This window comes from Roseiarcus sp. (genome assembly GCF_049514155.1).
Lineage (GTDB): Bacteria > Pseudomonadota > Alphaproteobacteria > Rhizobiales > Beijerinckiaceae > Roseiarcus.
This window is the reverse complement of the sequence record NZ_JBEKVH010000051.1, coordinates 1-22,748: the sequence shown is the minus strand read 5'-3', so window position 1 is coordinate 22,748 and position 22,748 is coordinate 1. Positions and strand designations below refer to the sequence as shown.

Annotated in this window: 16 protein-coding genes; 13 read left to right on the top strand and 3 right to left on the bottom strand. The window is 67.1% G+C overall.

Annotated elements, in window-relative coordinates; all coding sequences use genetic code 11:
• From ABSF49_RS09625 to ABSF49_RS09610, 4 genes are all read left to right on the top strand, one after another.
• The coding region (locus ABSF49_RS09625; protein ID WP_424112432.1) for a bifunctional hydroxymethylpyrimidine kinase/phosphomethylpyrimidine kinase at nucleotides 1–445 on the top strand (445 nt) is incomplete at its 5' end.
• Nucleotides 417–695 (top strand): bifunctional hydroxymethylpyrimidine kinase/phosphomethylpyrimidine kinase, encoded by a 279-nt coding sequence (locus tag ABSF49_RS09620; protein WP_424112433.1) that lies wholly within the window; start codon nucleotides 417–419, stop codon nucleotides 693–695. The genes ABSF49_RS09625 and ABSF49_RS09620, both read left to right, overlap by 29 nt.
• A gap of 61 nt (nucleotides 696–756) precedes the next feature.
• Nucleotides 757–3,489, top strand: a complete 2,733-nt coding sequence (mutS, locus tag ABSF49_RS09615) for a DNA mismatch repair protein MutS (RefSeq protein ID WP_424112431.1) — start codon at nucleotides 757–759, stop codon at nucleotides 3,487–3,489.
• Entirely contained in the window at nucleotides 3,486–4,124 is a 639-nt protein-coding gene (locus tag ABSF49_RS09610; RefSeq protein ID WP_424112430.1) for a LysE family translocator, read from the top strand. Before mutS ends, ABSF49_RS09610 begins: the two co-directional genes overlap by 4 nt.
• A 33-nt stretch (nucleotides 4,125–4,157) precedes the next feature.
• On the opposite strand, the gene ABSF49_RS09605 is transcribed toward ABSF49_RS09610, so the two are convergent.
• The 3 genes from ABSF49_RS09605 to ABSF49_RS09595 all read right to left on the bottom strand — a co-directional run bounded on the left by ABSF49_RS09605 (nucleotide 4,158) and on the right by ABSF49_RS09595 (nucleotide 6,897).
• A complete protein-coding gene (locus tag ABSF49_RS09605; protein WP_424112429.1) occupies nucleotides 4,158–4,646 on the bottom strand; it encodes a hypothetical protein in 489 nt (162 codons plus the stop codon).
• 239 nt (nucleotides 4,647–4,885) lie between these two features.
• Nucleotides 4,886–5,866 (bottom strand): sugar phosphate isomerase/epimerase family protein, encoded by a 981-nt coding sequence (locus ABSF49_RS09600; RefSeq protein ID WP_424112428.1) that lies wholly within the window; start codon nucleotides 5,864–5,866, stop codon nucleotides 4,886–4,888.
• On the bottom strand, nucleotides 5,863–6,897 hold the full coding sequence (locus ABSF49_RS09595; RefSeq protein ID WP_424112427.1) for a LacI family DNA-binding transcriptional regulator: 1,035 nt from the start codon (nucleotides 6,895–6,897) through the stop codon (nucleotides 5,863–5,865). Before ABSF49_RS09595 ends, ABSF49_RS09600 begins: the two co-directional genes overlap by 4 nt.
• Before the next feature lie 392 nt (nucleotides 6,898–7,289).
• On the opposite strand from ABSF49_RS09595, the gene ABSF49_RS09590 reads away from it, so the two are divergent.
• The 9 genes from ABSF49_RS09590 to rpoC form a co-directional block, all read left to right on the top strand.
• Nucleotides 7,290–8,324, top strand: coding sequence for an autoinducer 2 ABC transporter substrate-binding protein (locus ABSF49_RS09590; RefSeq protein ID WP_424112426.1), 1,035 nt, complete (start codon nucleotides 7,290–7,292; stop codon nucleotides 8,322–8,324).
• Nucleotides 8,325–8,452: 128 nt separating this feature from the next.
• Nucleotides 8,453–10,000, top strand: coding sequence for a sugar ABC transporter ATP-binding protein (locus ABSF49_RS09585; protein WP_424112425.1), 1,548 nt, complete (start codon nucleotides 8,453–8,455; stop codon nucleotides 9,998–10,000).
• Nucleotides 10,001–10,012: 12 nt separating this feature from the next.
• Nucleotides 10,013–11,047 carry an ABC transporter permease gene (locus ABSF49_RS09580; RefSeq protein WP_424112424.1) on the top strand — a complete coding sequence of 345 codons (1,035 nt, stop codon included), beginning with the start codon at nucleotides 10,013–10,015 and terminating at the stop codon, nucleotides 11,045–11,047.
• On the top strand, nucleotides 11,044–12,078 hold the full coding sequence (locus ABSF49_RS09575) for an ABC transporter permease (RefSeq protein WP_424112423.1): 1,035 nt from the start codon (nucleotides 11,044–11,046) through the stop codon (nucleotides 12,076–12,078). Before ABSF49_RS09580 ends, ABSF49_RS09575 begins: the two co-directional genes overlap by 4 nt.
• Before the next feature lie 340 nt (nucleotides 12,079–12,418).
• Nucleotides 12,419–13,228 carry a DODA-type extradiol aromatic ring-opening family dioxygenase gene (locus tag ABSF49_RS09570; protein ID WP_424112422.1) on the top strand — a complete coding sequence of 270 codons (810 nt, stop codon included), beginning with the start codon at nucleotides 12,419–12,421 and terminating at the stop codon, nucleotides 13,226–13,228.
• A gap of 728 nt (nucleotides 13,229–13,956) precedes the next feature.
• Complete coding sequence (rplJ, locus tag ABSF49_RS09565) at nucleotides 13,957–14,472, top strand: 50S ribosomal protein L10 (RefSeq protein WP_424112421.1); 516 nt, start codon at nucleotides 13,957–13,959, stop codon at nucleotides 14,470–14,472.
• A 52-nt stretch (nucleotides 14,473–14,524) separates the two neighbouring features.
• Entirely contained in the window at nucleotides 14,525–14,902 is a 378-nt protein-coding gene (gene rplL, locus ABSF49_RS09560; RefSeq protein ID WP_424112420.1) for a 50S ribosomal protein L7/L12, read from the top strand.
• Nucleotides 14,903–15,170: 268 nt separating this feature from the next.
• On the top strand, nucleotides 15,171–19,292 hold the full coding sequence (rpoB, locus tag ABSF49_RS09555; RefSeq protein WP_424112419.1) for a DNA-directed RNA polymerase subunit beta: 4,122 nt from the start codon (nucleotides 15,171–15,173) through the stop codon (nucleotides 19,290–19,292).
• A 130-nt stretch (nucleotides 19,293–19,422) separates the two neighbouring features.
• Nucleotides 19,423–22,748, top strand: a 3,326-nt coding sequence (gene rpoC, locus ABSF49_RS09550; protein WP_424112418.1) for a DNA-directed RNA polymerase subunit beta', incomplete at its 3' end; no start/stop codon positions are given.

The following is a 22,748-nucleotide window of genomic DNA, read 5'->3' as shown; positions in this document are numbered from 1 at the left end:
CGGCATGCTGGGCGGCGCGGAAGTGGTCGAGGCGGTGGCGGATGGGTTGCGGGTTTCGTGGAAACTCGCCCCGCCCCTCACCCTGCCTCTCCCCGCAGGCGGGGAGAGGCAGGGTGAGGGGCGGGGAGATCGGCCGCTGGCTCCCCGTGCAGCGAAGCGCCCCTTCATCATTTACGACCCCGTGATGGTCGCTTCCTCCGGCGACGCGCTCGCCGGCGCCGGGTTTGTCGCGGCGGTCAGGGCGCGGCTGCTGCCGCTGGTCGATTGCCTGACGCCCAATCTTGCCGAGGCGGCGGCGCTGCTCGGCGAGGGCGTCGCCGCGGGCGAAGAGGAAATGGCCGCGCAGGGGCGCGCGCTGCTCGCGTTGGGGCCGGCAGGGGCGCGCGCTGCTCGCGTTGGGGCCGCGCGCCGTGCTGATGAAGGGCGGCCATCTCGCCGGCGATGAGGCGGTCGATCTGCTCGTCACCGCCGAAGGCGTGCGCCGCTTCGCCGCGCCGCGGCTCGCTTCGCCGAACCTGCATGGCACCGGCTGCACGCTGTCGAGCGCCATCGCCGCCCATATCGCGCTCGGCGCCGACCTTGCCGAAGCGGTCGCCGCGGCGAAGGATTTCGTCGGCGCGGCGATCGCGCGCGGCCGCGACGTGAAGCTCGGCGAAGGTCCTGGCCCGCTGATCCAAATTCCGATCCGCGGCTAGGGCGGTGGACAGCGCCGCGCCCGGTCGTGCGCCGCCGCCGGCGGCCTGCTAGGCTTCGCCGATGAACCAGGCGACGACAGCGGCGGCGCCCGTGGCGGGCGAGGCGACGGGCGATTCGGCGCGCCCGCTCGAATCCGCGCGCGCCTCGCCAATGATGGCGCAATACCTCAGCATCAAGGCCGCCTATCCCGACTGCCTGTTGTTCTATCGGATGGGCGACTTCTACGAGCTGTTCTTCGCCGACGCGGAGATCGCCAGCCGCGCGCTCGGCATCGTGCTGACCAAGCGCGGCAAGCACGAGGGCGAGGACATCCCGATGTGCGGCGTGCCGATCGAGCGCGCCGACGATTATCTGCATCGCCTGATCGCCAAGGGCCATCGCGTCGCCGTCTGCGAGCAACTCGAGGACCCGGCCGAAGCGAAGAAGCGCGGCGGCAAGTCGGTGGTCAAGCGCGACGTCGTTCGCCTCGTCACGCCGGGAACGATCACCGAGGAGCGGCTGCTCGAACCCGGCCGCGCCAATATCCTGCTCGCCGTGCAGCGCGGGCGGCCCAGCGAGGCACGCGTCGTCTACGGCCTCGCCGCGCTCGACATCTCGACCGGGGCCTTCAGCCTCGGCGAGAGCGACGAGGCGGGCTTGGGGCCGGAGATCGCGCGGATCGAGCCGAGCGAGATCGTCGCGCCGCAGGCCCTGTTCGACGATCCCGCTTTCGCCCGACTGGTCGGCGAGACCGGAATCGCGGCGACGCCGCTCACGCGCGAGGCGCTCGACGCCGCTTCGGCGGCGCGGCTGGTCGAGGACTTCTACGGCGTCGACACGCTGGAGGGGTTCGGCGCGTTCGGCCGCGCCGAGATCGCCGCCGCGGCGCTGGCGCTCGGCTATCTCAAGCGCACCCAGATCGACGCGTTGCCGCGCCTCGAGCGCCCCGTCCGCCGCGCGCGCGGCGCCGGGCTCGAGATCGACGCGGCGACGCGCGCCAATCTCGAACTGACTCGGACCCTCGCCGGCGAGCGCGCCGGCTCCCTGATCGCGACCATCGACCTCACCGCGACGCCGGCCGGCGCGCGGCTGATCGCCGAGCGGCTGGCGAGCCCGCTGACCGACCCGGCGGCGATCGACGAACGGCTCGACGCCGTCGCCTTCCTGGTCGAGGCGCCGCCGCTGCGCGACGCGCTGCGCACGGCGCTCGCCGCGACGCCCGATTTCCTGCGCTCGCTGGCGCGGCTGGCGGTCGATCGCGGCGGCCCGCGCGATCTCGCCGCGCTGCGCGACGGCCTCGCGGCGAGCGCGCGCATCGGCGCGACGCTGATCGCAACGCGAGACCTGCCGCCGGCGCTGGCGCGCTGCCGCGACCGGCTCGCCGCCGACGAGGGCGCGCTGGCGCGCGACCTCGCCGCGACGCTCGCCGACGAACTGCCGCTGATGAAGCGCGACGGCGGCTTCGTGCGCGCGGGCGCGCTTCCCGCCCTCGACGAGGCGCGGCGTTTGCGCGACGAGAGCCGACGCGTCGTCGCCGAGACGCAGGCGCGCTACGCCGACGAGACGGGAACGCGCCAGCTCAAGATCAAGCACAACAATTTCCTCGGCTATTACATCGAGACGCCGCAGGCGCAGGGCGAGGCGCTGCTGAAGGCGCCGATGAGCGCGACCTTCATCCATCGCCAGACCATGGCCGGGGCGATGCGCTTCACCACCAACGCGCTGATCGATCTCGAAGCGCGCATCGCCTCGGCGGCCGACCAAGCGCTGGCGCTCGAGCTCGACGCGTTCGAGCGGCTGCGCCTGCAGGCGACGGCGGAGAGGGAGACCTTGCGCGGCTTTGGCGCGGCGCTGGCCGAGATCGACGTCGCCGCCGCGCTCGCCGAGCTGGCGACAAAACGTTCGTGGTCGCGGCCGCGCGTCGACGATTCGCTCGCCTTTGCGATCGAGGACGGCCGCCATCCGGTGGTCGAAGCGGCGCTCGCCGCGCGCGGCGAGCCGTTCGTCGCCAATTCCTGCGACCTCTCCGGCGCGCTCGACGATGGTGGGCGGCTGGCGCTGGTCACCGGCCCCAATATGGCGGGCAAGTCGACCTTTCTGCGCCAGAACGCGCTGATCGCGGTGCTGGCGCAAATGGGCGCTTTCGTGCCGGCCAAGCGCGCCCATATCGGAATCGTCGATCGGCTGTTCTCGCGCGTCGGCGCCGCCGACGACCTCGCGCGCGGCCGCTCGACCTTCATGGTCGAAATGGTCGAGACGGCGGCGATCCTCAATCAGGCGACGCGGCGCTCGCTGGTGATCCTCGACGAGATCGGCCGCGGCACCGCGACCTTCGACGGCCTGTCGATCGCGTTTGCCTGCGTCGAGCATCTGAACGCGGTCAACCGCTCGCGCGCCCTGTTCGCCACCCATTTCCATGAGCTGACCCAGCTCGCCCTGACGCTGCCGCGGCTGTTCAACCTGACGATGCGGGTCAGCGAGTGGAAGGGCGCGCTCGTTTTCCTGCACGAGGTCATGCCGGGCGCGGCCGATCGCTCCTACGGCATTCAGGTCGCCAAGCTCGCCGGGCTGCCGCCGGCGGTGATCAAGCGCGCCCGCGCCGTGCTTGCCGAACTCGAGGCGACAAGGCGCGCCGGCGCCGCGCTCTCCAGCCTCGACGCGCTGCCGCTCTTTACCTACGAGCCGCCGCCCCCGCCTGGGCCCGATCGCTTACGCGAGGCGCTCGCCAATCTCGATCCGGATGCGTTGACGCCGCGCCAAGCGCAGGCGACGCTGTATGAACTCAAGCGGCTGGCGCAGGAAGAGAAGCCATGATCGAAGAGAAGATCCTGCTGGCGACCGCGCTCGCCGCCTATCTCTATGTCGTTGCGCCGGGGCCGGCCTTCCTCGCCCTGTTCAGCCTCGCCGCGGCCAAGGGGCGGCGCTCCGGCGCGTGGTTCATCTGTGGCCATCTGGTCGGCGACGTCACCTGGGGCGGCCTCGCCGTCGCCGCGATCCTCGGCGCCAACCGGCTCGGGCCGACCCTGTTCGAGATCCTCGGCGCCGGCTGCGGGCTCTATCTCGTCTATCTCGGCGCGCGGGCGGTGATGACGAAGAAGGACGCGCCGCCGCGCACGATCGGCGCGCGTCGGCCGCTGGCGACCGGCCTGGCGTTCGGCCTCACCAATCCCAAGTCCTATCCAGTCGCGCTGGCGATGTTCTCGGCGATCGTCGCCCCCTATGTCGGCGAAATTCGCCTCTCCGACGCGCCGCAACTGTTGCTGGCGGCGCTTGCCGGTTTCCTCGCCGCCGACGCGACATTAATCTTCGCCGCCGGTCTGCCGGCGGTGCGCCGCTTCTTCCTCACCCACGGCGTCGTGGTGACGCGGGTCGTTGGCGTGCTGTTCATCGCCTTCGGCGCCAAGTCGCTGTTCGACGCCGCCAACGGGGCGATGCGGCGGACGGCGTGACGGGGCGCCATTTTCCGGCGTGACTCAAGCTCTTCAATCCTTTGCGGGGAAATATTCCGCCGCCTCGGCCGGCGCGGGCAGGGCGAGCGCGGGCGCGGAGGCGGCAAGCGCCCGCCTCGCGCCGGCGGCCGTATCGGTCTTCGCGCCGCCGAGGCCGTGGTAGCGGTCGAGTTCGCCGACGATGCGCAGCACGCGGTCAAGCGCGTGCAGGTCTCCCTCCATCATCGCCGTATAGGCGACCATCATCGCGTCGCTGAGGCGGCCGATCTGCAACTGGGCGAAACCGGCCGGCGGATCGACCTCGCGCCGCTCCAAGATCTCCTGAACGACTTCCCGCGCGCGTCGGACCGAAAGCCCCTCCTGCAAGGCGATTTCGGCGATCGGCACGCCCGACTTGAGCAGGTTGAACAGCCGGACGTCGCGCACCGCCTTTGTTTCCCGCGCCTCGAGGCGACGGCGGCGGGAGCGAGCCTGCTTGACGCGCTTCGGTTGGACTTCGGGTTCGGCGGACGTCTCGGACAAAGGGCGGCTCCAGCGACGGAGGGGCGGCAGAGTCCAAGATTAGCACGAATTCCGTTTTTCAGAAAGACAAAGCTGTTTGTTATTGAAATCGCAAGAGAATCGGCTCGGCGTCTGTGTCCGTCGGCGCCGAGATTTCTCAACGGCGGCCGCTCTCCGCGGATATGCCATTCGGCTCGCGGCCGAATTCAAGCGCTTGGCGGCCGCCGGCGGGCCGGCCTGCCTGGGCAGGCCGGCGCGGGTCAGCGCTTTGCGAGCAACTTCCGGCCGAGCCAGGACGTCGACTTCACCGCGTCGCCCTCGGCGATGAGGGCCCGCAGTTCGGCCATCGCGCCCGCGTCGAGCAAGGCCTCGACGCCCTGGAGGAATTCGACGCTCGAGCGCAGCGCGCCCTGGCCGTCCTCCCGATAGGGGTACTGGTCCATAGAGTACCAACCCTCGTACCCGATCTCCCGCAGCCAGAAGAGCAATTCGACGAATTCGACGAAGTGCACGGAGCCGACGATCATGTCGTCGTCCCACGAGCGGTAATTGTCGTTGAAGTGGAGATGGAAGAGCTTGCGGCCATAGTCAGAGAGGAAGACTGCTGATTCGGCGATATTCTCCCCGGCGACGAAGGCGTGGCCCGTGTCCACCGTAACGCCGACGTTCGGCTGCCCCGTCTCCTTGGCGACCAGGAGGGTGTCCGCCGCGCGGGCCCAAGTGGAATGGGTGCGTGGCTCCTTGGGCTTGTACTCCAGGGAGAACTTGATGTCGGGATAGGCCTTCGCCAGCCTGGCGACCGCATCGATCGTGTAGCGGCGCTCCGCCACGTAGTCCGACTGGAAGGGATAGTCGTATCCGTCCTGGCCCGGCCAGAGATTGATGAGCGGGCACTTGAGCGCCCGTGCGATTTCAGCGGCTGCGCAAGACTCCTCGTAGGCCTGGGTTCGTATCGCCGGATCCTTCGCGGTGAAGGCGCCCTTGCCCCAGCGTTTCTGCGAGAAATGGTCCGGGATGATGGATACGCAGGAAAGACCGTTTTTGGCCAGGAGGCCGCCGATCTCGTCCACAGTGTCCCGGGTGACGTCCCAGGTCCCCACGAGTTCAACCCCGGTGACGCCGGGAATCGCCGCCGCCTGTCGGATCATCTCGGCTTTGGGCGGCTGGGTCTTGTAGCCGCTCGACAGGAAACGGTCGCAGGTGTTTCCCAGGTTGCCGAGGATGATCGCGTACTTGGTCATGGACTGCCTTCCTTGCCGTCCGGTGCGACGGCCTGCTCAAGGCGCCGCACGCTGCGGCGTTCGACGAGTCTTCCGCCGATCAGGACCTTGACCGAGGGAAGGCTCGCCTCGCCGCGGACCCGGGCGACGACGAGCTGCACGGCCATGCGTCCGATCTGGGCCTTGGAAACCCGGATGGTGGTGAGGGGCGGGTCGACGACGGCGGAGAGCGGCAGATCGTCGAAGCCGACGACGGAGAGTTCATCCGGCACCGCAATGCCCGCCTCGGCGAAAGCCTTGAGGCACCCGCTCGCGATGATGTCGTTGGCGCAAAGCAGGGCGGTGGGCAGCGATGGATGGCCGGCGAGAATCCCCTGCATGTCCCGCTGGGCCCCGTGGTAGGTCTGGTCCACCGAGAACACCGGCGCGCGGTCCGAATCGAGTCCCAGGGACCGGAGCCCGGCGTAGAAGCCCTCCTCCCGGAGTCGGAAGTTGCGGGTCTCCACGGCGCCCTTCACCATGCCGATCGAGCGGTGCCCCATGTCATGGAGGTGGCGGAGCAGGAGAAAGATCGAGTCCTCGTTGTTCATGTCGACGAAGTCGAAATCGAGGAAATCGTGGTAGGTGTCGATGAAGACCAGCGGTTTGCGCAGGACGGCGAAGGCCTCGACGTCCTCTCGGCTCAGTTCCGTGCCAAGCACAATGAAGCCGTCGGCGGCGTTCGCGAGCGCCGCCTCGAGGACGCGCTCGATGGCGGAGGGTTTGAAGTTGAGGATCTCGAGGGAGAAACCGGCGTGCTTCGCCCCGTGGCTCAGTCCCTCGACGTATTCCGCGAGGAAGACGTCGTGGTCCCGGTTGACGGTGCGTCCGTGGCGAGCAATGTGGAGGAGGCAGAGCGTTCCAGAGGCCGCAAGTCTCGGCGGAGAATAGCCGAGTTCGCGAGCCGTCTTGAGGATGCGGTCCCGCAGTTCCTCTCCCGCGCCCGGCTTGTTGTTGAGCACGAGCGAGACCGTCGTCGCGGAGACGCCTAGCCGCTCGGCGATGTCCCGCATTCGAACGCCCATTTCGCCCCCAACCGCCGACACTAAGGCAACCTAGGGTTGGCGTCGCCGCTCGTCAAGAAAAACTAATGATTTGGTGGTTTGTTTAGTAACGCCGCGACGGCGCGGGAACGGCGACGGTCGCATGGCGTTGGCGCGCGAGAAACACGTCTCAAGCTCCGGAAGCGGCTGGGAAATGGGGCGTAGGCCTGGTTTTTCGCGCTTCCGTCAAGGCGCTTTCGCCGTCGCCAGACCCAGGCGGTGGGATTCCTCATGCCCGACTCGCGATGTCCACCGCTCGCAGCGGCGTCGCAGCCATCACTTATGCATCACTAAATATCCTTGACACGATTTGGAACGGCGCCATAGTTCGGTCGTCTCTAATCATAATCGGGGAGGAAAAGTTGAAACGAAACTTCGTCGCGCTTCTCGCGCTCGCGGCCGCCCTCGTCGTGGCTGCCCCGGTCGCCGCTCAGACCTACGATCCCGCGCAGTTCAAGTCCTCCAAGCCCGAGTCGGCCTGGAAGATCGCCCTCGTGCCGAAGGATGCGACCAACGCGTGGTTCGTCCGCATGGAAACGGGCGTCAAGCAGTTCGCCAAGGACACGGGGATCAATGCGTTCCAGAAGGGCCCGCCCAAGACCGACGCCGCCATGCAGGCGCAGGTCATCGAGGACCTCATCGCCCAGAATGTCGACGCCATCTGTGTGGTGCCGGTCGATCCTGCCGCCATCGAGCCGGTGCTCGGCGAGGCCCTCTCCAAAGGCATCGTCGTCATCACCCACGAAGGCGCCTCGCAGCAGAACACCCTCTACGACATCGAGGCGTTCTCGAACGAGGGCCTCGGCCAGTCGATCATGCAAGAACTCGCCAAGATGATGGGCGAGAAGGGCCTCTACACCACGATGGTCGGCAACGTCACCAACGCGTCCCACAACGAGTGGGCCGACGCCGGCGTCGCCTACCAGAAGGCCCATTATCCGAACATGACCCTGCTCGCGGCCGAGCCGCGCGTCGAGATCATGGACAACCTCGACACCGCGTATCAGCGGGCCAAGGAACTCTTCAAGAAGTACCCGGACCTCAAGGGCATCTTCGGAACGTCGTCGCTCTCGACGCCGGGCTCCGCCCGCGCCATCGAGGAACTCGGGCTGAAGGGCAAGGCCTTCGTGACCTCTGTCGGCCTGCCTAACGAGAACAAGGTCTCGCTCAAGAACGGCACCGTCGACGCCGTGCTTCTCTGGGACCCCAAGGACGCGGGCTACGCCCAGCTGGCCATGGCCGCGGCGGTGCTCAGGGGCGAGAAGATCGCCAATGGGCTCGACCTCAAGGCGCCGGGATGGACGAGCATGCAGTTCGCGCCCGGCTCGACCAAGGTCCTGCAGGGTAAGGGCTGGATCACGATCACCAAAGACAACGTCGATTCCTTCGGCTTCTGACGCCGCCTTCACAGCAAGGACGCGGGCGGGGCGGCGCGCCCCCGCCCGCGTCCCTTGATTTTTGCCTGTGGCGGCCAAGAGACGCCGGCGGAAGCGCGGCCTCCCGGGGCGAGAGAAAAACTTCACGCTTGGGCGCCGCGGATCCCAGGGATCGCGACGACTTGTTCCCGGGGGAGGCGGCGATGCCGGACAGCGTGCTCAAGGTCGAGGGGATCGCCAAGGCGTTCGGCGGCGTCCAGGCCCTCAAGGGGGTGAGCCTCGAGATCGGCAAGGGGGAGATCCATTGCCTCGCCGGCGAGAACGGCTCGGGCAAGTCCACCCTCATAAAGGTCATCTCGGGCGTCCATCCGCCCGACGCCGGGACCATCGAGATCGAGGGGCGTCGATTCTCCCGCCTGGCGCCGATGGAGGCCATCGCCCTCGGCGTTCAGGTCATCTACCAGGACTTTTCGGTCTTCCCGAACCTCAGCGTGATGGAGAACCTCGCGCTGAACATGGAGGTGATGGACCATCGCATTCTGGTGAACTACCGCCGCGCCAGGTCCATCGCCGCCCACGCGGTTTCCCAGATCGGCTTCGACATCGACCTCGATGAGCGCGTCGAGAATCTCTCGGTGGCGGACCGGCAGCTCATCGCCGTCTGCCGCGCCCTGCTCCAGGAGTCGAAGCTCATCATCATGGACGAGCCGACCTCCGCCCTCACCAAGAGGGAGGTGAAGGCCCTCTTCGCCGTGATCAAGGGCCTCCAGTCCCGGGGCATCTCCGTCCTCTTTGTTTCCCACAAGCTCGACGAGGTCTTCGAGATTTCCGAGCGCTTCACGATCTTCCGCAACGGTGAGAACGTGGCCTCGGGCAGCACCCGGGATCTCGACCGCCGGACCTTCGCCCTGCACATGACCGGCCGCGAGTTCGCCGATGAGTCTTACCGGCCCGGGGCCGTGGCGGAGGCGCCCGCGCTGTCGGTGCGCAACCTGACGCTCCGCGGGGCCTACTCGGACGTCTCCTTCGATCTGGCGCCGCGCGAGATCCTGGGGATCACGGGGCTGCTGGGTTCGGGCCGCACGGAGCTCGTCGAGACGATCTTCGGCATCGCGCAGCCCGATTCCGGCTCGATCGAGATCGGCGGGAGGCCGGCGCGCCTGCGCAACGTCAAGGACGCGGTCCGGGCGGGCATCGGCTACGTGCCCTCCGATCGCCTCACCGAGGGACTTTTCCTGCCGCAGGCGATCGAACGCAACATCGTCGTCGCGGTGCTCGAGCGCCTGTCCGGCTGGTTTGGCGTCCTTCGCCGGAAGGCTGTCGCGGCGACAACGGAGCGCTGGATAAGGGATCTCTCGATCGCGACGCGGGACCCGTCCCTGCCGGTGCGTACGCTCTCGGGGGGCAACCAGCAGAAGGTGGTCCTTGCCCGATGGCTCGCGAACGACCTCAAGGTCCTCATCCTGAACGGGCCGACCATGGGCGTCGACATCGGCTCGAAGTACGACATCCACGCGCTGATCCGCAGGCTCGCCGCAGGAGGGCTCGCGGTCATCATCGTCTCCGACGACCTGCCCGAGATTCTCGCATGCGCGAGTCGGATCGTCGTCATGCAGAATGGCGCTTTCGTTCGGGAGCTGGATCCCGCTTCAACAACGGAATCGAAGCTCGGCGAGTTGTCCACGGGCGTCGCCTGACCCGAGGGAGGAATGAAGGTGCTTACCCCACGACGGATACTCGCCAGGCCGGAGCCCTGGGTCTTCGCCGCCATCGTCGCCCTCAGCCTGCTGGTCCAAGCGAGGTCCGGTCAGTTCTTCACCGGCAACAACCTGGTCGACCTGGCGCGCGCCCTCATCGTGCCCGCCCTTTTCTCCGTCGGCTGCATGATGGTCATCGTCTCGGGCGGCATCGACGTGTCGTTCACCGCGATCGCATCGCTCGCGATGTACGTGACCGACAAAGTCGTTCTCCCCGAGGACTACGCCGGCAGCGTTCTCCTGGCCTACGCGATTTCCGCCGGCCTCGGCCTTCTTATGGGGGCCTTCAACGGAGTCCTGGTCGCCTTTCTCCGGCTGCCCACCCTCATCGTCACGCTCGGCACCGCGAGCCTCTACACAGGCCTCATGTTCGGCGCCTTCGCGGCGAGCGCCTCGGGCGTGCCTCCGGCGATCGCCGACCATGGCAAGCAGATTCTCTTCACCGCGGTCAACAACGACAGCGGGCTCACCTCCACGATGCCCGTCCACGTGCTGATCCTGGTCGGGGTTCTCTTCCTTGTCTTCCTCATCTTGCGCTACACGATGCTCGGCAGGGGCATCTACGCCATCGGCGGCGACGAGGCGGCCGCCGAGCGGGCCGGCTTCAATGTTCGAGCGATCAAGATGTTCCTCTATTGCCTGGTCGGCGCCCTCGCGGGCGTGACGGGCATCGTTCGCATCTCGATGATCGACTACGCCGATCCTTCGTCGATGCTCGGCATGGAGTTGACGGTCATCGCCGCCGTCGTGCTCGGAGGCACGCGGGTCACCGGCGGCATGGGCACGCTGACCGGGACGATCCTCGGCGTGGCGCTGATGACCATCCTCGAAAACAGCCTGATCCTTCTCGGCATCCCGACCTACTGGAGCCGCGCCTTCACCGGCGCGATCATCATCATCGGCACGGGGGTGACGGCGCGGCAGATCGGCTTGACGCGGCGGCGCGATCGCGCCCTCTCGGCGCCCGCGAAGGGAGCGCAAGCATGACCGCCATCGACGCCCCCGCAGGCCGACGCGCCCGCGGCGGCCGCGACCCGAACCTGATCCGCCTGCTCGTGATGCTGGTGTTCGTCTTCGTGCTGATGACGATCCTCCGGCCCGGCCAGTTCGCCACGCTGGCGGACTTCAACTCGATGATGAGGCAATTCCCCGAGTACGGCATCATGGCCATCGGCATGAGCCTGACCATGATAACCGGCGGGATCGACCTCGGCGTCGTGGGCACGGCGAACCTCTCCGCCATCGTGGCGGCGACGTTCCTCATCGGGACCGTGCCTGTGGGCGCGGCGCCGGCGCAGGTGGTCCCCTACCTCGTCGTGGCGGTCCTGCTCGCGCTCGCCACCGGCCTCGCCTGCGGGGCGATCGCCGGCGCCTTGATCTCCCGCTTCAATATTCCGGCGATCCTGGCCACGCTCGGCACGCAGCAGCTCTTCACCGGGATCGGCATCGGCATCACCAGCGGCAGGCCGCAGAGCCATCTGCCGCTGCTTTATTCAAAGGTCGGCAACACCGAGTTTCTGCATTTCTTTCCCCTGTCCTTCGTCCTCTTCGTCGCGGTCGCGCTCGCCGTTGGCTTCATGCTGTCTCGGACCCGGTTCGGGGCCTACGTTTACATGATTGGAACCAACGCCAAGGCGGCGAGATACGCCGGACTCAACAACGCCTCGATCATCCTGCGCACCTACATGATCTCGGGGTTCCTTGCGTCCGTCGCCGGTCTGATCATGATGGCGCGCGCCAACTCGGCCAAGGCCGACTACGGCGCGCCCTATACGCTTCAGTGCGTCCTCATCGCGGTGCTCGGCGGCATCGATCCCAACGGCGGCTTCGGCAAGATCCAGGGCGTGACGCTGGCGATCCTCATTCTCCAGTTCCTCTCGTCGGGACTGAACATGTTCAATAGCGTCTCGAACTTCTATCGCGACGTTATCTGGGGTGGGGTGCTGATCCTGGTCCTGGTGTTCAACTACTTCTTCTCCCGCCGAGCTGACCGGCGCGCAGTGAGCAAGGCCTCCTGATCCGGCGCCGAGGCTGCGTGGGAGGGCGAAGGCGCCTCGCCAGCTTCGCCTCCGCTTTCGACAACAGCTGCGTTGGCCGTGACCGGCCGAAACGGGCGCGAAGCGGCCGCAGCGCCGCCGAAGACGCAAGGCCGGCTGGCGTACGGCCGAACCCTGGCTGCGCAGCCAACGATCCCGCGATTTCCGACGCGCGCGACGGCGCGCCCGCCGCCCCCGACCAAGGTTCAGGGCTTGCATTCATGCAACGTGACATGACCTAATCGGCTATAGACTTGCAATTGCCCACGGCGTAACGGCGGGATCGGCCAGTCCTGCCAGCGAAAGAGTCATCGAGGCGCGCATGACCACGGTTCGCCAACCGACGATGTTCATTCCGCATGGCGGCGGTCCATGCTTCTGGATGGCGTTTCCGCCGCCGTTCGGGCCGCACGCCTGGGATGGGCTGCGTGATTATCTCGCCGGCCTGATCAAGAGCCTGCCCGAGCGGCCGAAGGCGTTCGTCGTCGTCACCGCCCACTGGGAAGAGGCGCAGCCGACCGTCAGCGCCGCCGGCGCGCCCGGCATGCTCTATGACTATTACGGCTTCCCGCCGCACACCTATCAGCTCAAATATCCGGCCCCCGGCGCGCCGGCGATCGCCGCCGAGGTCAAGGGCCTCATCGCCGCCGCCGGCCTCGAGGTCGGCGAGAACGCCGAGCGCGGCTTCGACCACGGCGTGTTCGTGCCGTTCCTGATCATCGACCCGCAAGCGCAGATCCCGGTGGTGATGCTGTCGCTGCAACGCGACCTCGATCCGGCGCTCCATATCGCGGTCGGCAAGGCGCTCGCCCCACTGCGCGACCGGGGAATCGCCATCGTCGGCAGCGGCATGAGCTTCCATGATCTGCGCCGCTTTCGCGACGGCGACGGCCGCGCCTCGCAGACCTTCGACGCCTGGCTCGACGAAACCCTGACCAAGAGCGATCCGGCGACGCGCGAGCAGCGTTTGGCGCGCTGGAGCGAAGCGCCGGCGGCGCGCGCCTGCCATCCGCGCGAGGAGCACCTGCTGCCGCTGATGGTCGTCGTCGGCGCGGCCGAGGCGTCGGCGGGCGCGGTGAGCTTCCGCGAGGCGATCGGCGGCAAGACGATCTCGGCCTTCCGCTTCGGCTAGAAAGCCGCGCGGGGCGGGGGCGTGAAGAGCAAAAACCAAGAGTGTCGAGTGAATTAAAAAAATGAAGGCGGTCGTTGACGCCGATCGCCCCATGCAGGACAGTCTGCCGGCGACGCCGGTTGAGCCGCCGCTTGCGGTCGTCCGCCCGAGGGGCGGGGGCCGAGCGTGGTTCTGCCGGGCGCCGCGTCGCCGGCCGCTTTGACGGTGGCCCCGGGGCGGGTTATCCCGCGCCGCAACAAAATTGTTACGAAAGCCCTTGCGCGGGGGCGCCCAATCCGGCTAAACAGCGCGCCGGGGTCGGCGGCGCGATGCGACCCCTTATGAACATTTTTTTGGCTTCCGCTTCGGTTCGGCGCGACGTCTTCGGATGAAGCGACGGGCGGGGCGGCGGATGGGCCGGCGGACTCGGGGGGCCTCCCTCGCGTCTCGTCCGGCCATGTCCTGTCCGAGACTGCCGGCGCGCGCGGCTCTTTCTTTCAAGGAGACGCCGCTTAATTCCCACCCGCGTCGCGGGAGATCTGGGGGCCTGCATAGACGGGGAAGACCGAGTTTCCGCCCTGCGGCCCGCTTTTGGCCGGAGGGCGCCTGCGGTTCGAACCATCTGTCCGGCGGCGGGCTCCAAGGCCCGGCTCCGGGGACAGGCGCAAGTCGTCGCGATCGGCCGAGAAGAACGGTCGGGCGCGGCATGTGCAAGAGGCGGGGTTCGCCCCGCCAACCGGAGAAGCACCGTGGATAGAGCGGAAAAGAAGGAGGCGGTTGCGACGCTTCACGAGGTCTTCGCCAAGACCTCGGTCGTCGTCGTCGCCCACTATTCCGGCCTAACCGTCGCCCAGATGCAGCGTCTGCGCAGGCAGATGCGGCAGGCTGGCGCGCACGTGCAGGTCGCCAAGAACCGCCTCGCACAGATTGCTCTCAAAGGCACGGACGTCGCCTCGATCGGCGCCCTTCTCAAGGGCCCGACCCTGATCGCTCATTCGAGCGACCCGGTGGCGGCGGCCAAAGCGGCCGTGGCTTTCGCCAAGGATCACGAGAAATTCGTGCTTCTGGGCGGCGCCATGGGCAAGACGGCGCTCGACGTCGACGGGGTGAGGGCGCTTGCGACCTTGCCCTCGCTCGACGAACTGCGCGCCAGGTTGTTGGGGCTCATCATGGCTCCGGCGACCAAGCTCGCCCAACTCGCCAACGCGCCGGCCGCCAAGGTCGCCCGCGTGGTGGGGGCCTATGCAGCCAAAGACGCAGCCTGAAACGAGGCCCTTCAAAAATCCCTGGTTCGAACCATATTAGGAACATCCAACAATGGCTAATCTCGAAAAAATCGTCGACGAACTGTCGAGCCTGACCGTTCTCGAAGCCGCCGAGCTCGCCAAGCTGCTCGAAGCGAAATGGGGCGTATCGGCCGCCGCCGCCGTGGCGGTCGCCGCCGCTCCGGGCGCCGCCGCCGCCGCCGCTCCGGTCGAGGAGAAGACCGAGTTCACCGTCGTCCTGGCCGCCATCGGCGACAAGAAGATCGAGGTCATCAAGGAAGTCCGGGCGATCACCTCGCTCGGCCTGAAGGAGGCCAAGGATCTCGTCGAAGGCGCGCCCAAGCCGGTCAAGGAAGGCGTGTCGAAGGAAGAGGCCGACAAGATCAAGGCCGCCCTGGAGAAGGTCGGCGCGAAGGTCGAGCTCAAATAAGCCCCGTGAGCCTGCTTTCAGGCTCGCGCGAGGATTGGACGGTCCCGGCTTCGGCTTGGGGCCGTCCCGCCGTTTCTTGCGTGTGAACGCTTTGGATTTGTCGACGCCGGGTTTTCGCGCCCGGCAGGCCAGCTGAGGTCGCGCCGCAGGCGCGACATGAGATTTCCGGCCCCGATCGGGCCGACCAAGTCCGCCGACCCGGGCCGCCGCCGCTGCAAACGCGGCGAGGCCGTTTTCGTCACGGCGGCGAGCACGATTGAGGAGCGACATGGCGCAGACATTCACCGGCCGCAAACGGGTTCGCAAAGTCTTCGGCCACGTCAGGGAAGTCGGCCCGATGCCGAACCTGATCGAGGTGCAAAAGGCCTCCTACGACCAGTTCCTCATGATGGACGCGCCGAAAGGCGGTCGTCCGAGCGAGGGTTTGCAGGCGGTGTTCAAATCGGTGTTCCCGATCACCGATTTCGCCCAGACCGCGCAACTCGAGTTCGTCAAATACGAGTACGAGGCGCCCAAGTACGACGTCGACGAGTGCCGCCAGCGCGGCATGACCTATGCTGCGCCGCTCAAGGTGACGCTGCGCCTGATCGTGTTCGACGTCGATCCCGAGACCCAGGCGAAGTCGGTCAAGGACATCAAGGAGCAGGACGTCTACATGGGCGACATGCCGCTCATGACGGCGAACGGCACCTTCATCGTCAACGGCACCGAGCGCGTCATCGTCTCGCAGATGCACCGTTCGCCGGGCGTGTTCTTCGACCACGACAAGGGCAAGAGCCACTCGTCGGGCAAGCTGCTGTTCGCCGCCCGCATCATTCCCTATCGCGGCTCGTGGCTCGACATCGAGTTCGACGCCAAGGACATCGTCCACGCGCGCATCGACCGGCGGCGGAAGATTCCGGTGTCGTCGCTGCTGTTCGCGCTCGGCCTCGACGCCGAGGAAATCCTTTCGACCTTCTACAAGAAGGTGATCTACACGCGCGCCAAGGACGCCTGGCGCGTGCCGTTCGACGCCGATCGCATGAAAGGCTTCAAGGCGACCATCGATCTCATCGACGCCGACAAGGGCGACGTCGTGGTCGAGGCCGGCCGCAAGCTGACCGTGCGCACCGCGCGCCAGCTCGCCGACAAGGGCGTCAAGGCCCTGCGCGCCGTCGACGCCGATCTCTACGGCCAGTACATCGCCGAGGACCTCTACGACGCCCAGACCGGCGAAATCTTCGCCGAGGCCGGCGACGAGATCACCGACAAGTCGCTGGTCGTGCTGCTCGAGAAGGGGCTCGACGAGCTGCCGATCCTCGACATCGACCACGTCAACATCGGCCCCTACATCCGCAACACGCTCAAGATCGACAAGAACGCCTCGCGCGAAGACGCGCTGTTCGACATCTATCGCGTCATGCGCCCGGGCGAGCCGCCGACGGTCGACAGCGCCGAGGCGATGTTCAATTCGCTGTTCTTCGATTCCGAGCGTTACGACCTCTCGGCGGTCGGCCGCGTCAAGATGAACATGCGCCTCGATCTCGACGCGCCCGACACCATGCGCACCCTGCGTCGCGAGGACATCATCGCCGTGGTCAAGGCGCTGGTCGACTTGCGCGACGGTCGCGGCGAGATCGACGACATCGACCATCTCGGCAACCGCCGCGTCCGTTCGGTCGGCGAGCTGATGGAGAACCAGTATCGCGTCGGCCTGCTGCGCATGGAGCGCGCGATCAAGGAGCGCATGAGCTCGGTCGAGATCGACACGATCATGCCGCAGGATCTGATCAACGCCAAGCCAGCGGCGGCGGCGGTGCGCGAGTTCTTCGGCTCGTCGCAGCTGTCGCAGTTCATGGACCAGACCAATCCGCTGAGCGAGATCACCCACAAGCGCCGCCTGTCGGCGCTCGGGCCCGGCGGTCTGACGCGCGAGCGCGCCGGCTTCGAGGTGCGCGACGTGCACCCGACCCACTACGGCCGCATCTGCCCGATCGAGACGCCGGAAGGCCCGAACATCGGGCTGATCAACTCGCTCGCCACCTTCGCCCGGGTCAACAAGTACGGTTTCATCGAGTCGCCCTACCGTCGCGTGCGCGACAGCAAGGTGACCGACGACGTCGTCTACCTGTCGGCGATGGAGGAGCAGAAATACTCGGTCGCCCAGGCCGAATCGCCGATCGACGCCGGCGGCCGCCTCACCGGCGACCTGATCGTCTGCCGTCACGCCGGCGACACCGTGCTGCTGCCGCCCGACCGCGTCGACTTCATGGACGTTTCGCCCAAGCAGCTCGTCTCGGTCGCCGCGGCGCTGATCCCGTTCCTCGAGAACGACGACGCCAACCGCGCCCTGATGGGCTCGAACATGCAGCGCCAGGCGGTGCCGCTGGTGCGTTCCGACGCGCCGCTGGTCGGCACCGGCATGGAGGCGATCGTCGCCCGCGATTCCGGCGCGGCGATCGCGGCGCGGCGCGCCGGAATCGTCGACCAGGTCGACGCGACCCGTATCGTCATTCGCGCCACCGACGAGATCGACCCGGCCAAGCCCGGCGTCGACATCTACCGGCTGATGAAGTTCCAGCGCTCCAACCAGTCGACCTGCATCAACCAGAAGCCGCTGGTCAGGGTCGGCGACCGGGTCGACAAGGGCGACATCATCGCCGACGGCCCGTCGACCGATCTCGGCGATCTGGCGCTCGGCCGCAACGTCCTCGTCGCCTTCATGCCGTGGAACGGCTACAACTTCGAGGATTCGATCCTGCTCTCCGAGCGCATCGTCAAGGACGACGTCTTCACCTCGATCCACATCGAGGAGTTCGAGGCGATGGCCCGCGACACCAAGCTCGGGCCGGAGGAGATCACCCGCGACATTCCCAACGTCTCGGAAGAGGCGCTGAAGAATCTCGACGAAGCGGGCATCGTCTACATCGGCGCCGAAGTGGTCGCCGGCGACATTCTGGTCGGCAAGATCACGCCCAAGGGCGAAAGCCCGATGACGCCGGAAGAGAAGCTGTTGCGCGCGATTTTTGGCGAGAAGGCCTCCGACGTGCGCGACACCTCGCTCAGGGTGCCGCCGGGCGTGCAGGGCACGATCGTCGAAGTGCGGGTGTTCAACCGGCACGGCGTCGACAAGGACGAGCGCGCCCAGGCGATCGAGCGCGAGGAGATCGAGCGGCTGGCCAAGGACCGCGACGACGAGCAGGCGATCCTCGATCGCAATGTCTACGCGCGCCTGGCCGAGATGCTGATCGGCAAGCGCGCCTTGTCGGGGCCGAAGGGCTTCAAGAAGGATCAGGTGCTCAACCGCGAGCTGATCGACGAGCATCCGCGTTCGCAGTGGTGGACGTTCGCGCTCGAGAGCGATTCCGCGATGAGCGAAATCGAGGCGATGCGCAAACAGTACGACGAGTCGAAGAAGTCGCTCGAGAGCCGCTTCCTCGACAAGGTCGAGAAGCTGCAGCGCGGCGACGAGCTGCCGCCCGGCGTGATGAAGATGGTCAAGGTCTTCATCGCGGTGAAGCGCAAGATCCAGCCCGGCGACAAGATGGCGGGACGCCACGGCAACAAGGGCGTCGTCTCGCGCATCGTGCCGCAGGAGGACATGCCCTTCCTCGCCGACGGCACGCCGGTCGACATCGTGCTCAACCCGCTCGGCGTGCCGAGCCGCATGAACGTCGGCCAGATCCTCGAGACCCACCTCGGCTGGGCCTGCGCCGGCTTGGGCAAGCAGGTCGGCGACGCGGTCAACGCCTACATGCGCAACAAGGACGCCGCGCCGCTGCGCTCCAAGCTGAAGGAGATCTACGGCGAGGACGAGACCATCCGCTCGCTCAACGACGAGGGGCTCGCCGAACTCGGCGAGAACCTGCGCCGCGGCGTGCCGGTGTCGACGCCGGTGTTCGACGGGGCGCGCGAGAAGGACATCGTCGACATGCTCAAGCTGGCGCAATACGACTCGTCGGGGCAGGTGACGCTGTACGACGGACGCACCGGCGATTCGTTCGATCGCAAGGTGACGGTCGGCTACATCTACATGTTGAAGCTGCACCACCTCGTCGACGACAAGATCCATGCCCGCTCGATCGGCCCCTACAGCCTCGTCACCCAGCAGCCGCTGGGCGGCAAGGCGCAGTTCGGCGGCCAGCGTTTCGGCGAAATGGAGGTCTGGGCCCTCGAGGCCTACGGCGCCGCGTACACGTTGCAGGAAATGCTGACGGTCAAGTCGGACGACGTGGCCGGCCGCACCAAGGTCTACGAGGCGATCGTGCGCGGCGACGACACGTTCGAGTCGGGCATTCCCGAGAGCTTCAACGTGCTGGTCAAGGAAATGCGGTCGCTCGGCCTCAACGTCGAGCTCGCCGCGACCAAGAAGCTGCCGGGCGACGCGCCGCCGGCCGAGGCCGCCGAATGACGGCGAATTTGCGCGCCCGCGACGTCCGGGCGCGGCTTTCGCCGATGCGCGGGGAGGCCATCTTCCCCGTCGGTTCTTCACAGCGGGTCGCGCGCTCCAGTGCGCCGTCGGCCCCGCAGGAGATGCAGGAATGAATCAGGAAGTCACCAATCCGTTCGCGCCGGTCGCCCAGCCGCAGGCGTTCGATCAGATTCAGATCGGCATCGCCAGCCCGGAGAAGATCCTCTCCTGGTCGTTCGGCGAGATCAAGAAGCCGGAGACGATCAACTACCGCACCTTCAAGCCGGAACGCGACGGCTTGTTCTGCGCGCGCATCTTCGGGCCGATCAAGGACTACGAGTGCCTGTGCGGCAAGTACAAGCGGATGAAGTACAAGGGCGTCATCTGCGAGAAGTGCGGCGTCGAGGTGACGCTGTCGCGGGTGCGGCGCGAGCGCATGGGCCACATCTCGCTCGCCGCGCCGGTCGCGCACATCTGGTTCCTCAAGTCGCTGCCGTCGCGCATCGGCCTGCTGCTCGACATGACGCTCAAGGACCTCGAGCGCATCCTCTATTTCGAGTCCTACATCGTGCTCGATCCCGGCCTGACGCCGCTCAAGGACCGTCAGCTCCTCTCCGAGGACGAGTTCCTGCGCGCGGCCGACGAATACGGCCAGGACAGCTTCACGGCGATGATCGGCGCCGAAGCGATCCGCGAGATTCTCAAGGGCATGAACCTCGCCAAGATCGCCGAGGATCTGAAAGTCGAGATCGCCGAATCGAAGAGCGAGCTGAAGCCGAAGCGTCTCGCCAAGCGGCTGAAGATCATCGAGGCGTTCATGCATTCCGGAAACAAACCGGAGTGGATGATCCTCACCGAAATCCCGGTCATTCCTCCGGACCTGCGGCCGCTGGTGCCGCTCGACGGCGGCCGCTTCGCCACTTCCGACCTCAACGACCTCTACCGTCGCGTCATCAATCGCAACAACCGCCTCAAGCGGCTGATGGAGCTGCGCGCGCCCGACATCATCATCCGCAACGAGAAGCGGATGCTGCAGGAGTCGGTCGACGCCCTGTTCGACAACGGCCGCCGCGGCCGCGTCATCACCGGCGCCAACAAGCGGCCGTTGAAGTCGCTCGCCGACATGCTGAAGGGCAAGCAGGGCCGGTTCCGCCAGAACCTGCTCGGCAAGCGCGTCGACTATTCCGGCCGCTCGGTGATCGTCGTCGGCCCCGAACTCAAGCTGCACCAGTGCGGCCTGCCGAAGAAGATGGCGCTCGAGCTGTTCAAGCCGTTCATCTATTCGCGGCTCGACGCCAAGGGTCTGTCGGCGACGGTCAAGCAGGCCAAGAAGCTGGTCGAGAAGGAGAAGCCGGAAGTCTGGGACATCCTCGACGAGGTGATCCGCGAGCATCCGGTGATGCTCAACCGCGCTCCGACCCTGCACCGCCTCGGCATTCAGGCGTTCGAGCCGGTGCTGATCGAGGGCAAGGCGATCCAGCTGCATCCGCTGGTCTGCGCCGCGTTCAACGCCGACTTCGACGGCGACCAGATGGCGGTGCACGTGCCGCTGTCGCTCGAGGCGCAGCTCGAGGCGCGCGTGCTGATGATGTCGACCAACAACATCCTGCACCCCGCCAACGGCCAGCCGATCATCGTGCCGAGCCAGGACATGGTGCTTGGGCTCTACTACGCCACGCTGATGCGCGACGGCGAGCCGGGGCAGGGCATGGCCTTCGCCGACATGGGCGAGATCGAGCACGCGCTCGCCGCCAAGGCGATCACGCTGCACAGCAAGATCAAGGGCCGCGCCTGGATCTTCGACGCCGATAGCAAGCGCCAGTCCAAGGTGTTCGACACGACGCCCGGCCGCCTGATGCTCGGCCAGCTCCTGCCCGATCACACCAAGATCCCCTTCGACGTCGTCAACAAGCTGATGACGAAGAAGGAAATCTCGCGGATGATCGACACCGTCTACCGCAACTGCGGTCAGAAGGAGACGGTGATCTTCTGCGACCGCATCATGGCGCTCGGCTTCCGCGAGGCGTTCAAGGCCGGCATTTCGTTCGGCAAGGACGACATGGTCGTGCCGGACACCAAGCCCGCGCGCATCGCCGAGACCTCGGCGCTGGCGAAGGAATACGAGCAGCAGTACAACGACGGCCTGATCACCCAGGGCGAGAAGTACAACAAGGTCGTCGACGCCTGGGCGAAGTGCTCCGACAAGCTCGCCGAGGAGATGATGGCGGGCATCTCGGCCGTCCGCAAGGACAAGAACGGCCGCGACATGCCGATGAATTCGATCTACATGATGTCGGATTCCGGCGCGCGCGGTTCGCCCACCCAGATGCGCCAGCTCGCGGCGATGCGCGGCCTGATGGCCAAGCCGTCGGGCGAGATCATCGAGAGCCCGATCATCTCCAACTTCAAGGAGGGCCTGTCGGTTCTCGAGTACTTCAACTCGACCCATGGCGCGCGCAAGGGCCTCGCCGACACGGCGCTGAAGACCGCCAACTCCGGCTATCTGACGCGTCGTCTGGTCGACGTCGCGCAGGACTCGATCATCACCTCGCCCGATTGCGGCTCGAGCAGCGGCCTCAAGATGCGGGCGATCATCGACGCCGGCACCGTCGTCGCCTCGCTCGCCTCGCGCATTCTCGGCCGCACCGCGGCCGAGCCGATCGCCGACGCTGACGGCAAGGCGATCGTCGCGGCCGGCCGGATGATCAACGAGGAGGACATCCCCGCGATCACCGCCGCCGGCATTCAGGAGGTGAAAATCCGCTCGGTGCTGACCTGCGAAGCGCCGAACGGCGTCTGTGCCGCCTGCTACGGCCGCGACCTGGCGCGCGGCACGCCGGTCAACATGGGCGAGGCGGTCGGCGTCATCGCGGCGCAATCGATCGGCGAGCCGGGCACGCAGCTGACGATGCGCACCTTCCACATCGGCGGCGCGGCGCAGCTCGCCGACCAGTCGTTCATCGAGTCGAACTTCGAAGGCGTCGTGAAGATGCGCAACCGCAACGTCGCGCGCAACGCCAACGGCGATCTGATGGCGATGGCGCGCAACGTCGCCATCGTCGTCGTCGACAAGAGCGGCGCCGAGCGCGCGGTGCATCGCGTGCAGTACGGCGCCCGGCTCAAGGTCGACGAGGGCGACCAGGTCAAGCGCGGCGCGCGTCTGGCCGAGTGGGATCCGTTCACCCGGCCGATTCTGTCCGAGATCGACGGCGTCGTCGGCTTCGAGGACCTCACCGAAGGCGCCTCGATGTCGGAGCAGATCGACGAAGCGACCGGCATCGCCAAGCGCATCGTCATCGACTGGCGCTCGTCGCCGCGCACCGCCAGCCTCAAGCCGGCGATGGTGATCAAGGGCAAGGACGGCAAGGTGATCAGGCTGCCGCGCGGCGGCGACGCGCGCTATCTGCTGCCGGTCGAATCGATCATCTCGGTCGAGCCGGGAGCGAAGGTGCGCGC